The organism is Streptomyces sp. NBC_01013, assembly GCF_045162765.1.
Taxonomy (GTDB): Bacteria; Actinomycetota; Actinomycetes; order Streptomycetales; family Streptomycetaceae; genus Streptomyces.
In genome coordinates this window covers 2,265,353-2,279,025 of sequence record NZ_CP108687.1, presented here as the reverse complement: position 1 = coordinate 2,279,025, position 13,673 = coordinate 2,265,353, and the positions used below count along the sequence as shown (strand labels likewise).

Genomic DNA, 13,673 nt, shown 5'->3' with positions numbered 1-13,673 from the left:
TCCCGCCAGGAATTGCGGGACAGCCCTTACAGGCTGCTGGGGACCGTCTTCTTGACCGCCGACGCGAAGGCAGCCAGCGGGGTCGCGTCATGTGCGTACGCCGCCGAGAGCGTGACCTCGACGTAGGCCTTGCGCAGGGTGGTCGTGAACCGCGGCCCGTCGTCCTCCCGTTGCTCCAGCATCCAGTTGACGCCGTCGGCCTCGGCGGCCTTCGCCTGGGCGTCGTCCATCTTCGCGGGGCGCGGGACACCGCAGCGCAGTACGATCGCCCCGTCCCCCCACCCGGCGGTCAGATCCGAACGGGGCGCGGGATCACTGCGCTCCAGACCGGCGACGGAACTCGGCAGCTCCTTGTGCAGCGCACGGCAGTAGGCTGCGGCTTCCGAGGACGGGGCGGGCACCGTGACCGATGCCGACGGGCCCGTGGAAGTGCAGCCCGCCGCAGCCATGAGGACCAGGGCGGCGGACGGACCGAGGAGCACGTGGGGGAGCCGGCGGCAGGAAGATGTCACCGGCCCAGCGTAGACGGGGGCTACAGGTGAACGACCGGACAGGTCAGGGTTCGGGTGATGCCGTCCACCTGCTGGACCTTGGCGACCACCATGCGTCCGAGTTCATCGACCGTATCGGCCTGAGCCCGCACGATCACGTCGTAGGGGCCGGTGACGTCCTCTGCCTGGATCACTCCCGGAATCTTGGCGATGGTCTCGGCGACGGTCGACGCCTTGCCCACCTCGGTCTGGATAAGGATGTACGCCTGTACCACGGAACCTCCAGGGCGGCCACGAGGATCATGTGGGGGAAAGGGACGCCACGGTATCGCGTTGCCGCGGACTGCGGGGAGACCTGCGGGCCGGATGACGCCCACAGCGTGGCGTACAGAACACACAAGTTGACGTATCTCTTGACAGTACCGACAGCAGTGACGGCCCGCGACCGCAAGCTCAGCGGGGCGGACGGGGGACAGGCATGCCCGTGACCAGCAGGACGGACCGCCCCCGCCGGCGGACACGCTCCACGGCCGGTTCGGGCGTCCGGCCGCTGAAGCAGGCCGGACGCCCGTCCGGCCCCATAGATGAGAGGTGACACTCGGTGAAGGGAACCGTGGGCGAGTTGGGGGAGTTCGGGCTCATCAGGGAGCTGACGTCCCGGCTCACCACCACTCCGGCGGTACGGCTGGGGCCCGGCGACGACGCCGCGGTCGTCACCGCCCCCGACCGCAGGGTCGTGGCCAGCACGGACATCCTGCTGGAGGGAAGGCACTTCCGGCGTGACTGGTCGACGGCGTACGACGTCGGCCGCAAGGCCGCCGCGCAGAACCTCGCCGACATCGCGGCGATGGGCGCCGTGCCCACCGCGCTGCTCCTCGGCCTCGTCGTCCCCGCCGAACTCCCGGTCACCTGGGCCGGGGAGCTGATGGACGGCATCCGCGACGAGTGCCAGGTCGCGGGGGCGGCCGTGGTCGGCGGCGATGTGGTGCGCGGCGACACCATCACCGTCGCGATCACCGCGCTCGGCGATCTGCGCAACCACGAGCCCGTCACCAGGGCGGGCGCCCAGCCCGGCGACGTCGTCGCCGTCACGGGCTGGCTCGGCTGGTCCGCCGCCGGGTACGCCGTGCTCTCGCGCGGCTTCCGCTCGCCCCGTGCCTTCGTGGAGGCCCACCGCCGCCCCGAACCGCCGTACCACGCGGGCCCCGCGGCGGCCGGGCTCGGCGCCACGGCGATGACCGACGTCAGCGACGGGCTCGTCGCCGACCTCGGTCACATCGCCGAGGCCAGCAAGGTCCGCATCGACCTGCGTTCCGGGCTCATCGACATCCCCTCCCAGATGTCCGACATCGGGCAGGCCGTGGGCGTGGACCCGCTCCAGTGGGTGCTCACCGGCGGCGAGGACCACGCGATCGTCGCGACGTTCCCGCCCGACGTGAAACTGCCGGCCCGCTGGAAGGTGATCGGTGAGGTCCTGAACCCCTCGGCGCTGCCCCAGGTGACGGTCGACGGGGCGCCCTGGACCAGCAAGAGCGGATGGGACCACTTCGGCGACATCGAGGACGCCCAGTAGATTGCGGCGTATGCCGATACCTTCCGAACCCTCCGTCGTGCCGCCCCGAGTGCTCACCGTCGCCGGATCCGATTCCGGCGGCGGTGCGGGCATCCAGGCCGACCTGAAGACGATGCTGGCGCTCGGTGCGCACGGCATGAGCGTGCTGACCGCCGTCACCGCACAGAACTCACTGGGCGTGCAGGGGGCCTGGGAACTGCCCGCGGAAGCCGTACGCGCCCAGTACCGCAGCGTGGTGGACGACATCGGCGTGAGCGCGGTCAAGACCGGCATGCTGTCGTCCGCGCTGCTCGTCGAGACCGTCGCCGAGCTTCTCGCCGGGACCGACGCCCCTGTCGTCGTCGACCCGGTCGGCGTCTCCAAGCACGGGGACCCGCTCCTGGCCGCCGAGGCACTCGACTCGGTCCGTACCGAACTGCTGCCCGTCGCGACCGTGGCGACCCCGAACCTCGACGAAGTGGCACAGCTCACCGGCATCACCGTCATCGACGAGGCCGGAATGCGGCAGGCCGGGGCCGCGCTGCTCGAATTCGGCCCCCGCTGGGTCGTCGTCAAGGGCGGACACCTGCCGGGCGAACCCGTCGACCTGCTCACGGACGGCACCGAGGAGCACTGGCTGCGCGCGCCCCGTCACGACAACCGCCACACCCACGGCACGGGCTGCACTCTCGCCTCCGCCATCGCCTGCGGACTGGCCATGGGCCAGGACGTGCCCACGGCGGTACGGGCCGCGAAGACCTATGTCACCGGCGCGATCATGTCGGGATTCCCGCTGGGCGCGGGGATCGGCCCGGTCGACCACGGATGGCGGCTGCGGGACCCCCGCTGACCCGCCCCTTCCCTCCCGGAAGCGCACAGCAAAAAGCCGGTCCACCGAGATGGACCGGCTTTTTGGGCAACCGGTAGGGCTGCGCTACGACGGGAACGTCAGCGCGCGACCTTGCCGGCCTTGATGCACGAGGTGCAGACGTTGAGCCGCTTCGGCGTCCGCCCGACCACGGCACGCACGCGCTGGATGTTGGGATTCCAGCGACGGGACGTACGGCGGTGCGAGTGCGAAATGCTGTTGCCGAAGCTCGGCCCCTTGCCGCAAACGTCGCAGTTGGCAGCCACGGGTCACTCCAAAACTTCAGATGCACTTACAGTGAATTCCGGCACGCCGGATTCATTGACTGAAGTGGCGGTACCGGGGGAATGTTCCCGACTCTCGTCGGGCAACCGAAGCAGCATACAACGGCTGCGTCGGAGATACGAAACTACCATGGGTCCACAGCCGTCCGCCCCGCCCCGGGGCCCCTCCCGGCCGCCGGCCGGGGGCGGTGCCTCGTCCGCCGTGGATTACCGGGCGAAGGACTAGTCTGCGGTGCAGCCCGCCGTCCCGGTACGCGTTTCGAGGAGGACCATCAGGTGCCGCAGACCGCCGACGACCTGGACGCCGTCGCGGTGCGTACCTGGTGCTCACTGGCGCTGGACGCCCTGGGCCGGGAGCGCGAGGCGATCGACGCGATCAACGTGTATCCCGTCGCCGACGGCGACACCGGAACCAACCTCTACCTGACCGTGGAATCCGCGGCGGCGGCCGTCGAGGCCGTCTTCGCCGCGCACGAGACCGGTACCTCGGTGCCCTCCACCGCCGACGCGATACGCGCCATGGCGCACGGGGCCCTGATCGGGGCCCGCGGGAACTCCGGCACGATCCTGGCCCAGCTGCTGCGCGGCATGGCCGGGGTCCTGGCCGACGGAACAGGCCCGGGCTCGCTGCGCCTCGCGCTGGCAACGGCCGCGGCGTCGGCCCGCGAGGCGGTCGCCCATCCCGTCGAGGGCACGGTCCTCACCGTGGCCGACGAGGCGGCCGCGGCCGCGGGGCGGGTACCGGACGGCGCCGGAGCGCCCGCGGTGGTGCGGGCGGCGTACGAAGGGGCGCGCACTGCCCTGGAAGCGACCCCCGGACAGCTCGCCGTCCTCGGGCGGGCCGGGGTCGTCGACGCCGGCGGGCGAGGCCTGTTGGCGGTGCTCGGCGCCCTGGTCGAGGCGGTCTCGGGCCGCGGCCCGGAACGGGCGCCCTCCGCGCTCGTCGTGCCTGTCGCTCCCGCCGCGGAGGCCGCCACGGACTGCCCCGCGCTCGACGACCCGCAGGACGGTCCGGCCTTCGAGGTCATCTACCTGCTGGAGGCCCGTGACGAGGCCGTGGAGCGGCTGAGGGCCCGGCTCGACGGGCTGGGCGACTCCCTGGTGGTGGTCGGCGGCGACGGGCTGTGGAACGTCCACGTGCACGTCGACGACGCCGGAGCGGCGGTGGAGGCCGGGGTCGAGGCCGGGCGGCCGTACCGCATCCGGATCACCCACTTCGCCGCGGACCGGGCGCACGCCCGCCCCGAACCCGTCCAGCGTGCCGTCGTCGTGGTCGTCCCGGGCGACGGCCTGCGCGGCCTGTGTGCGCAGGCCGGTGCGACGACGGTGCTCGCGCGGCCGGGGGAGCCCCCGGCCAGCGGCGAACTCGTCGACGCCATCCGGCGCGCGCACGCCCGCGAGGTGGTGCTCCTGCCCAATGACGGGGACCTGCGCCACACCGCCGCGGCCGCCGCCGAGCAGGCCCGGACCGAGGGCATCCGGGTCGCCCTCGTCCCCACCCGGGCCGCGGTCCAGGGCATAGCGGCCCTGGCCGTCCACGAACCGGACCGCAGCTTCGACGAGGACGTCGTCGCGATGACCGCGGCGGCGGGCGCCACCCGCTACGCCGAACTGGCCGTCGCCGAACGGCAGTCCTGGACCATGGCGGGCATCTGCCAGACCGGCGACATCCTGGGTCTCATCGACGGCGATGTGGCGGTCATCGGCGAGGACGTCCCCGACACGGCCCGCAAGGTGCTGGACCGGATGCTGGCGGCGGGCGGCGAGCTCGTCACCCTGGTCCTCGGTGAGGACGTTCCCGATGCCCTGGCCGACGAGCTGGAGGAACACGTCCGCGAGGGCTACCTGGCGGTGGACACGGTGGTCTACCGCGGCGGCCACCAGTGCGCTCCGCTGCTGATCGGCGTGGAATAGCACCGACGCAGCGCACGGGCGCCGGGTGTCCTGGAGCGCCGGACGGGCTTCGTCCTGTCCGGCGACCGGGGAGGAGGCGCCTGTGGCCGGACGCCCCCGCCGCTACGCCCCCGCCACATATCCCCGTACCGACTCCACCTCCGACCGTCGCGCGTCCACCGTCCCGTCCGCGCCCGCAGGCACCCCCTCGTACGCCGCGAGGACCTCCGCAGCCCGCCTCAGCGCTGCGTCCGCGCGTCCCAGGTCCGCCTCCAGCCAGGCGGCCATCAGCATGCCGGCCGTGCACTGGTCGAGGTGGTCGGGGCCGGCCTCGTGGAAGGCCGCCGACGCACGGTCGACGTACCCGAGCGCCTCCTCGTACGCCAGCCGCGCCGGATCGTCCGTGGCCTCGCCCGGCTCGCCCTCGCACGCGTGGGCGAGCAGTTCGGCGGTCTGGCGGTAGGTGTCCGCGAGGTCCAGCGGCAGCTGAGCCCTCTCGCACTCCCGTTCCGCCCCGGCCATGAACGCGCGTGCCCTGCCGAGTCCTGGCTGCCCGTCCCGCACCGCGATCCAGGCCCGGACCCGCAACGTCCGTACCAGAGCGGGGATGTCGCCCAGCGCCCGCCACAGCTCCCCGGCCCGCTCGTACGCACGCTCAGCCTCGGAGTTCAGATCGGCCCGGTACAGCGCCTGCCCGGCGAGCTGGGCGAGCATCGCGTGGTCGTCCTGTTCCGGCCAGCCGCGCGCGATGTCCGCCGCGCGCAGCCAGTGCTCGGCCGCCGCCCGCGGCTCGCCGAGCGTGGACAGCCCGTCACCCAGCCACCACAACGTCTGGACGACCATGCCGTCCCCGTGGTCCTCGGCCGAGACGTCGGGCAGCACGGCCTCCAACACGGCCGAGGCCTCCGCCGCGCGCCCCAGCCGGAGCAGCCAGCCGCCGAGCTGGTGCCGGGCATGGACCCCGAGCGACTCGCTCTCGCCCGCCTCGTCCGCCCAGTGCGCCGCGTCGAGGGCGTGCTCCGTCGCCTCGGCGAACTGTCCCGTGGCGCCGAGCACGTCGGCCAGTTGGAGGTGCAGCCGGGCCCGCCCGGGGGCCGTGAGCCACCTCCCGCCGTGCTCCAGCGCCGCCCGCGCCGCCCGTTCCGCCGTCTCGTGGTCGTCGAGGTGCGCGGCGAGCCGTGCGGTCCGGGCCTCGTACTCGGCGGCGTCCCAGGGCAGTTCCGCCGCATGACTCTCGGCGGCCGCCCGTGCGTACAGCTCCGCCGCCGCCCGCCCGTCGCCGCGACCGGCCGCGATGTCCGCGAGGAATCCCAGCGCCTCGGCCACCCGGTCGTGCGGAAGGGATCCGGCGAACGCGAGCACCTCGCGGGCCGCCCGCTCCAGGGCGACCGCCGCGTCCGGGGCCGCCTCGCCCGAGGCATGGAACAGCCGCTGCCGGAGGATGCGGGCCCGGCAGACCAGCACACCGCTCGCCTGCCGCCCGGTGGCCCCGCCCTCCGCGTGCAGGGCGAGGGCCATGGCCACGAGCGGCTCGATCTCCGCCACCGCCTCGTCCGTGCCGCCGTCCTGCATCGAGTGGAGGACGGCACCCCTGGCCCGTGCCGCGACGGCCTCGCCGCGGTCGCCCGCCTCCTCGTACAGCCGGGCCGCCTCCCGGAAGGCCTCCACCCCTTCGGCGGGCGGCAGCGAGGGGTTCATCGCGCGATGGTCCTCCACGCTCGCCCGGTCGTGGACGGTCAGTGCGCCGGCCTCCCCGGGCTGCCCGGCCCGCTCCCCGACCGCCAGCCAGGCAGCCACGGCGTCCGGATGCCGGGCGTCCGAGAGCCGCTGCGCCTCGGCCAGCAGCCCTGCCAGGTCGCGTGCGGGTTCCACCGCGGCGGGCGCCACCACGGAAGCCGGCGGAGCGGACGGTGCCGTGAGCCGCACGGCCCGTACCCCGAGCGGCAGCCGGTCCAGCAGCGGCCGGCGCGCCAGACGCTCGCGCACCTGCTCGCCCACGTAGCCGTTGCCGTTGCGCGCGTCGAAACGGGCCGCGAGGGCGAGCGCCTGTGCCCTGGCCCCGGCGGCCAGCGAGGCGGCGGTCCAGTCCCTGCCGGCCGGGCCCGGTACCGACTGCGCCCCGTGCCCCAGTTCGGTCAGCCGCTCCATCAGCAGGGCCGTGACGGCCAGGAAGTCCATCAGGCTGCCGGGGTTCCCGCTGTCGGTGAAGTACGCGGGCCGGTCCGCCAGGATCTCCAGCGCGCGCGGCTCGTTGCCGGTCAGTGCGCAGAACTCGACGTGCAGCGCGACCGAGTACCGCATGCTCTCCATCGGCCGCACCATCCGGTACCCGCGCAGATGGTGCGCGCGGGCCTGTTCCGCACGCCCCGTCCGCAGCAGCGGGAGAAGGGAGGCGGCCAGCACCGCATGCGGCTCGTGCGCGCAGACGTGCTCACCCTCCAGCACCGGCGTCCAGGCGGCCAGCGCCTCCTCGTCCTGCCCCCGCAGCGCCTGCCAGCTCCCCTGCTCGTGCAGTTCGCAGGCGTGGCAGTTGGCCATCCGGTCCCGGTCTGCGGCCTGCCAGGCCGTGTACGCCTGTCCGGCCCGCTCCAGATCGCCCAGATGCCGGGCGATCTCCAGCTCGCCCTGGCGCACGGCCCGCTCGGAGTGCCCGGCCAGCCGGTAGCGGCGCTCCATCTCGTCCTGCCACTTCTCGATGGAGGCGAGCGGGATGTGTGGCTGGTCGACCATGGAGCTGGAGACCCACTTGAACATCCAGAAGAGATGGTGGGTCATGAACGGGTCGAAGTCGCCCGGCCGTTCGTCCCACATCCGCAGCAGCCGCGCGAACGGGACGAACATCTTGTCCTTCTCGGAGCTGTAGTTGTAGACCTGCAGCTGATGGACGAGCGCCTCGACCAGCAGCGCCGCGTCCCCGTTCTGCTCCGCCTCGGCCAGCAGCCGCTCCGCACGGGCGTTGCGCGCGGGGCCCTCCGGCTCCTCCTGGTTGTCCCGCAGCGCCTGGCGGACCGTCGCGGCATCGGCGCTCATCGGCCGTCCTCCTGAGGATTCACGGGGGAGTCCCCCGGGGCGGCGGGATGCGTGGCCCACTCCAGCAGGCCGAGGAACGCCCGGTTCAGCAGCGCCGAGTCGGCCGGCCGCAGCGGCCGCTGCGCCATCAGCAGCGCCTGCCCGTACAGCGCTTCCGTCGCGTTCGCCGCGAGCTCCGGGCTGTCCAGCGAACTGATGCGGCGGATCAACGGATTGAGATGGTTCAGCACCAGCCGGGCCCGCGGCGCACTGCCGCGCAGCGAGCCCAGAATGCCCGCCCACAGATCGTCCGCCTGCCCCTCGGCCTCGGCGCGCGCCTGCTCATGGCGGGCCGAGCGGTCGTCCAGGTGCAGCGCCGGCACCGTCAGCGGATGGAAGGCGCGCAACGCCACATCGCAGCCCAGCGGATCCAGCCGGGCGCGCGCCGCCGTGAGGAACGCGCCGAGCGCCAGCTCCTCCTGCGGATCCACGGAGTCCAGATGCGCCGTCACCGTATCGGCGTCCAACTCCGCGACCACCGCCCCCGGCCGGGCCGCGGGCAGCCGCTCGACCAGCTCGGTGTCGTACGTGTAGCCGCCGTTGACCACACCGATGCCCTGCGCGGAGGCGATCGGCGCGACCTGCCGGAACTCCTCCACGGTCCGGGTGAAGTGCACGACGGGATGACGCCGGGCGAACTCCTCCAGCGACAGGCGTCCGTCCGTCGTCTCGAACGGCAGCCACGGCAACATCGTGCGCAGCATGGCGCTGTCGTGCCGGGCGAGCGACTTCACCCCCAGGTGGTGCACCGACAGGAACTCCGCCAGCCGCTCCGGATCGCCCGCCGCCAGTCCGGTGAGCCAGTCCCTGATCCGCTCGCCCAGCGCGTCCCGGACCGCGGCAAGGGTCTCGTCCGCGTACAGCGCCTCCCGCGAGGCGGTGGGCCGCAGACTGTCCGTGTCGATGACGCACCGCACGAAGAACGCCCACTCGGGCAGCAGCGCGTCCGCCCGGTCCGTCAGCAGCATGCCCTTCAGATGGACCCGGTGGCCCGCGCGCTGCGCCGGACTGACGGCGGACGGCAGGACATGGGCCACCCCGCGGATACCGGCGAGCGGCAGATCGAGGTCGATCGTGTCGAGCGGTGTGAAGCCGAACTGTGCGTGGCAGTGCCGCGCCAGCGCCACCCGCCGCCCCGCCGGACTCGCGTACGGGCGGTCCCACGGCGCCGGCAGATCGGTGACGGCCGTCTCGCCGACCCGCACGTCGTAGGGCAGCAACGAGCCGAAATCCCGGGCCAGCGCGAGCACCCGCTCCTCGGACAGCCACGGGGCGCTGCCGGGGCGGGCCGTCAGGTGCACGGTGGTGCCGGGCTCCGGGCGCGCACTGTCGGGGAGCGTACGGACGGTGTACGAACCGTCGTCCCGGGCACACCACTCCACCGGCGGCGCTCCGGGTGTCCGCGCGGAGCGGCTCACCACCCGGATCTCGGCCGCGACGACGAAGCACGCCAGCAGGCCGATGCCGAACTGACCGAGGAAATCCGCCCGTGCCGATGCGAGACCCTCCGCACCGTCCCGCTTGGAGCTGCGGCCGATCGTGGCGAGCAGGCTGTGCACATCGGTCTCGGTCAGGCCGATGCCGCTGTCCTCGACGCGCAGCCGGCCGCCCTCGGCGTACAGGCGCACCAGAGCGGGCGCGTCCGGCTGCTCGGCCCGCCGGGCCGTGATGGCGTCCACGGCGTTCTGCAGCAGCTCGCGCAGATAGACGCGGGGAGAGGAGTACAGGTGATGGGAGAGGAGGTCGACCAGTCCGCGCAGATCCACCTGGAAGGTGTGCGGCTCCTGGGCGGCGGCGGACTCGGTGGACGCGGAATTCGCTGAGGTCTCAGATGTCATCGTCGCAGCGCCGGTGGGGGGACTTGCGACAGCGCGGGTCGGGCGATCCCTTGTGAGGTGATCGCGAACGAGAAGCGTGGGAGCCGATCCTAGGGTTGCGGGCACGATTCTGAACAGGAGTTTCGGGCGCGCGGTGGCGCCCGGCGGACAACTGTCAGTGGCGTGGTGTGCAATGGATCGCGTGTCTGCGTTCGACGAACCCCTCAAGAAGCTGCTCGGTGGCGCCACCGCGAAGGTGATGGCCGAGCACCTCGACCTGCACACGGTCGGTGATCTCCTGCATCACTACCCGCGGCGGTACGAGGAGCGCGGCCGGCTCACGGCGCTGACCGACCTCCCGCTCGACGAGCACGTGACGGTCGTCGCCCAGGTCGACGACGCCCGCGTGATGACGTTCAACGGCGGCCGGGGCAAGCGCCTCGAAGTGACCCTCACCGACGGCCACGGCCGGCTCCAGCTGGTCTTCTTCGGCCATGGCGTCCACAAGCCGCACAAGGAGCTGCTGCCGGGCCGGCGCGCGATGTTCGCCGGAAAGGTCTCCGTCTTCAACCGCAAGATGCAGCTGGCCCACCCCACGTACCAGCTGCTCGACGCGGAGGCCGTTGACGAGGCCGGGGCGAGCGAGGCCGTGGACGCCTTCGCCGGCCGGCTGCTGCCGATCTACCCGGCCTGCAAACAGCTCGACTCCTGGCGCATCGCCAAGGCGGTCGACGCCGTGCTGCCCAGCGCCCAGGAAGCCGTGGACCCGCTGCCGCCCGCGCTGCGCGAGGGCCGCGGCTTCACCGCGCTGCCCGAGGCACTCCTGAAGATCCACCGGCCGCAGACCAAGGCCGATGTCGCAGCGGCGAAGGACCGGCTGAAATGGGACGAGGCCTTCGTCCTCCAGGTCGCGCTGGCCCGCCGCCGATACGCGGACACCCAGCTGCCCGCCGTTGCCCGCAAGCCGGTCCCCGGCGGACTCCTCGACGCCTTCGACGCCAAGCTGCCGTTCACCCTCACCGACGGCCAGGTCAAGGTCTCCAAGGAGATCTTCGACGACCTGGCGACCGAACACCCCATGCACCGGCTGCTGCAGGGCGAGGTCGGATCGGGAAAGACGATGGTCGCGCTGCGCGCCATGCTCGGCACCGTCGACGCCGGCGGACAGGCAGCCATGCTCGCGCCCACCGAGGTCCTCGCCCAGCAGCACCACCGGTCCATCACCGAGATGATGGGGGAGCTCGCCGAGGGCGGCATGCTCGGAGGGTCCGACCACGGTACGAAGGTGGTGCTGCTCACCGGCTCCATGGGTATGGCGGCCCGCCGTCAGGCCCTCCTCGACCTGGTCACCGGTGAGGCCGGGATCGTCATCGGGACGCATGCGCTGATCGAGGACAAGGTGCAGTTCCACGACCTGGGGCTGGTCGTCGTCGACGAGCAGCACCGTTTCGGGGTGGAACAGCGTGACGCCCTGCGCTCCAAGGGGAAGCAGCCGCCGCATCTGCTCGTCATGACGGCCACCCCCATTCCCCGTACGGTCGCCATGACCGTCTTCGGTGACCTGGAGACCTCCGTCCTGGACCAGCTGCCCGCCGGACGCTCGCCGATCGCCAGCCATGTCGTGCCCGCCAAGGACAAGCCCCACTTCCTCAGCCGCGCCTGGGAACGGGTCCGCGAGGAGGTGGAGAACGGCCACCAGGCATACGTGGTCTGCCCCCGCATCGGCGACGACGAGGACGACGCCGCCAAGAAGAAGGGGAAGAAGACCGACGCGGAGAAGGAGGAGGGGGACAAGCGCCCTCCGCTCGCCGTCCTGGAGATCGCGGAGCAGCTCGCCAAGGGCGCCCTGAGCGGTCTGCGCATCGAAGTGCTGCACGGCAGGATGCACCCCGACGACAAGGACGACGTGATGCGCCGCTTCGCCGCGGGCCAGGTCGACGTCCTGGTCGCCACCACCGTCATCGAGGTCGGCGTCAACGTCCCCAACGCCACCGCGATGGTGATCATGGACGCCGACCGGTTCGGCGTCTCCCAGCTCCACCAGCTGCGCGGCCGGGTGGGCCGCGGATCGGCTCCAGGCCTCTGCCTGCTGGTCAGCGAGGCCCACGAGGCGAGCCCCGCCCGCGCCCGGCTCTCCGCCGTGGCCGCCACCCTCGACGGCTTCGAACTCTCCCGGATCGACCTCGAACAGCGGCGCGAGGGCGACGTCCTGGGACAGGCCCAGTCGGGCGTCCGCTCCTCGCTCCGGGTCCTCAGCGTCATCGACGACGAGGAGGTCATCGCCGCCGCCCGCCAGGAGGCCGTCACGGTCGTGGCCGCCGACCCGGACCTGGAGCACCTGCCCGAGCTGCGCATCGCTCTGGACGCCCTGCTCGACAAGGACCGCGAGGAGTACCTCGACAAGGGGTGACGCCCAAGGCCGCGGGCAGGGAGCGGGGGGCGGCCGGGGGAGCCCCGACCGACCCGACGCCATATCGTGGTGGCACGGCGCCCGCAGCACCCTGCGCGCCGCCCCGACCCGAGGACCGACACTCATGACCCGCGTGATCGCAGGCGTGGCCGGCGGACGCCGCCTGGCCGTCCCGCCCGGCACCGGCACCCGTCCCACCTCCGACCGCGCACGGGAGGGCCTGTTCTCCACCTGGCAGGCACTCCTCGGTACCCTCGACGGCATCCGGATCGCCGACCTCTACGCGGGCTCGGGAGCCGTCGGCCTCGAAGCGCTCTCCCGCGGGGCGGCCCACGCCCTGTTCGTCGAGGCCGACGCCAAGGCCGTCCGCGCAGTCCGCGACAACGTCCGCACCCTGGGCCTGCCCGGCGCCGAGGTCCGGGCCGGCAAAGCCGAACAGATCGTGACAGGACCGGCGCCCGAGGACCCGTTCGACGTGGTCTTCCTCGACCCTCCGTACGCCGTCACCGACGACGATCTTGGCGAGATCCTGCTCACACTCCGTGCCCAGGGGTGGCTCACAGCCGATGCGCTCGTCACGGTGGAACGCAGCACCAGAGGCGGAGAATTCAGCTGGCCCAAGGGATTCGAGCCATTGCGGGCCCGTCGCTACGGCGAGGGAACGCTTTGGTACGGTCGCGCCGCCGCTACGTGCGAAGACGCACGATGACCGGACCGGAGAGCGAGGGAATCAAGTTGCGCCGCGCCGTCTGCCCGGGGTCGTTCGACCCCATCACCAACGGACATCTCGACATCATCGGCCGCGCCTCGAAGCTGTACGACGTCGTACATGTCGCGGTGATGATCAACCAGTCCAAGAAGGGCCTGTTCACGGTCGACGAACGGATCGAGATGATCCGCCAGGTCACCTCGGACTTCGGCAACGTCCAGGTCGAGGCCTTCCACGGACTGCTGGTCGACTTCTGCAAGCAGCGCGACATCCCGGCGATCGTGAAGGGTCTGCGGGCCGTCAGCGACTTCGACTACGAGCTCCAGATGGCCCAGATGAACAACGGGCTCTCGGGCGTCGAAACGCTCTTCGTGCCGACCAACCCGACCTACAGCTTCCTGTCGTCCTCGCTGGTCAAGGAGGTCGCGACCTGGGGCGGAGACGTCTCTCACCTGCTGCCGCCCCTGGTCCACGAGGCACTGACCGAGCGCCTCGCGCAGCAGTGAGGCTCTGACGGCCCGTCACCAGGGCCTCCCGAAGGCCTTGTAGGTGTCGGGCGGGTGCCGACTGGCCGTACAGT

At 72.4% G+C, this 13,673-nt stretch carries 11 protein-coding genes; 6 read left to right on the top strand and 5 right to left on the bottom strand.

Annotated elements, in window-relative coordinates; genetic code table 11:
* Positions 1-26: 26 nt before the first annotated feature.
* Positions 27-512 carry a DUF3515 domain-containing protein gene (locus OG538_RS09675; RefSeq protein ID WP_406092089.1) on the bottom strand — a complete coding sequence of 162 codons (486 nt, stop codon included), beginning with the start codon at positions 510-512 and terminating at the stop codon, positions 27-29.
* Positions 513-532: 20 nt separating this feature from the next.
* Complete coding sequence (locus OG538_RS09670; protein ID WP_064070330.1) at positions 533-766, bottom strand: Lrp/AsnC family transcriptional regulator; 234 nt, start codon at positions 764-766, stop codon at positions 533-535.
* A gap of 326 nt (positions 767-1,092) precedes the next feature.
* On the opposite strand from OG538_RS09670, the gene OG538_RS09665 reads away from it, so the two are divergent.
* Positions 1,093-2,064 (top strand): thiamine-phosphate kinase, encoded by a 972-nt coding sequence (locus tag OG538_RS09665; protein WP_311310021.1) that lies wholly within the window; start codon positions 1,093-1,095, stop codon positions 2,062-2,064.
* 10 nt (positions 2,065-2,074) lie between these two features.
* Entirely contained in the window at positions 2,075-2,893 is an 819-nt protein-coding gene (gene thiD, locus OG538_RS09660; protein WP_406092087.1) for a bifunctional hydroxymethylpyrimidine kinase/phosphomethylpyrimidine kinase, read from the top strand.
* 98 nt (positions 2,894-2,991) lie between these two features.
* Here thiD and rpmB read toward each other — a convergent pair whose 3' ends face one another.
* Positions 2,992-3,177 (bottom strand): 50S ribosomal protein L28, encoded by a 186-nt coding sequence (gene rpmB, locus OG538_RS09655; RefSeq protein WP_003965989.1) that lies wholly within the window; start codon positions 3,175-3,177, stop codon positions 2,992-2,994.
* Between the two features lie 294 nt (positions 3,178-3,471).
* On the opposite strand from rpmB, the gene OG538_RS09650 reads away from it, so the two are divergent.
* Positions 3,472-5,109, top strand: a complete 1,638-nt coding sequence (locus tag OG538_RS09650; protein ID WP_406092085.1) for a DAK2 domain-containing protein — start codon at positions 3,472-3,474, stop codon at positions 5,107-5,109.
* Between the two features lie 102 nt (positions 5,110-5,211).
* Here the strand turns inward: OG538_RS09650 and OG538_RS09645 are convergent, their stop codons facing one another.
* A complete protein-coding gene (locus OG538_RS09645) occupies positions 5,212-8,118 on the bottom strand; it encodes a tetratricopeptide repeat protein (protein WP_406092084.1) in 2,907 nt (968 codons plus the stop codon).
* Positions 8,115-9,995, bottom strand: a complete 1,881-nt coding sequence (locus tag OG538_RS09640) for an HSP90 family protein (protein ID WP_406092082.1) — start codon at positions 9,993-9,995, stop codon at positions 8,115-8,117. The genes OG538_RS09645 and OG538_RS09640 overlap by 4 nt, the downstream gene beginning before the upstream one ends.
* A 172-nt stretch (positions 9,996-10,167) precedes the next feature.
* Between OG538_RS09640 and recG the strand changes: the two genes are divergently transcribed.
* From recG to coaD, 3 genes are all read left to right on the top strand, one after another.
* Positions 10,168-12,384, top strand: a complete 2,217-nt coding sequence (recG, locus tag OG538_RS09635) for an ATP-dependent DNA helicase RecG (RefSeq protein WP_406092080.1) — start codon at positions 10,168-10,170, stop codon at positions 12,382-12,384.
* Positions 12,385-12,508: 124 nt separating this feature from the next.
* Positions 12,509-13,093: a 16S rRNA (guanine(966)-N(2))-methyltransferase RsmD gene (gene rsmD, locus OG538_RS09630; RefSeq protein ID WP_406092078.1), complete on the top strand. Its 585-nt coding sequence runs from the start codon at positions 12,509-12,511 to the stop codon at positions 13,091-13,093.
* A 26-nt stretch (positions 13,094-13,119) separates the two neighbouring features.
* Positions 13,120-13,599, top strand: coding sequence for a pantetheine-phosphate adenylyltransferase (gene coaD, locus OG538_RS09625; RefSeq protein WP_359135856.1), 480 nt, complete (start codon positions 13,120-13,122; stop codon positions 13,597-13,599).
* Positions 13,600-13,673: the final 74 nt, after the last annotated feature.

What these genes read in the sequence shown, in the direction of transcription:
- recG (WP_406092080.1), top strand. Translation starts at nt 10,168, where the DNA reads ATGGATCGCGTGTCTGCGTTCGACGAACCCCTCAAGAAGCTGCTCGGT.
- thiD (WP_406092087.1), top strand. Translation starts at nt 2,075, where the DNA reads ATGCCGATACCTTCCGAACCCTCCGTCGTGCCGCCCCGAGTGCTCACC.
- OG538_RS09645 (WP_406092084.1), bottom strand. Translation starts at nt 8,118, where the DNA reads ATGAGCGCCGATGCCGCGACGGTCCGCCAGGCGCTGCGGGACAACCAG.
- rsmD (WP_406092078.1), top strand. Translation starts at nt 12,509, where the DNA reads ATGACCCGCGTGATCGCAGGCGTGGCCGGCGGACGCCGCCTGGCCGTC.
- OG538_RS09640 (WP_406092082.1), bottom strand. Translation starts at nt 9,995, where the DNA reads ATGACATCTGAGACCTCAGCGAATTCCGCGTCCACCGAGTCCGCCGCC.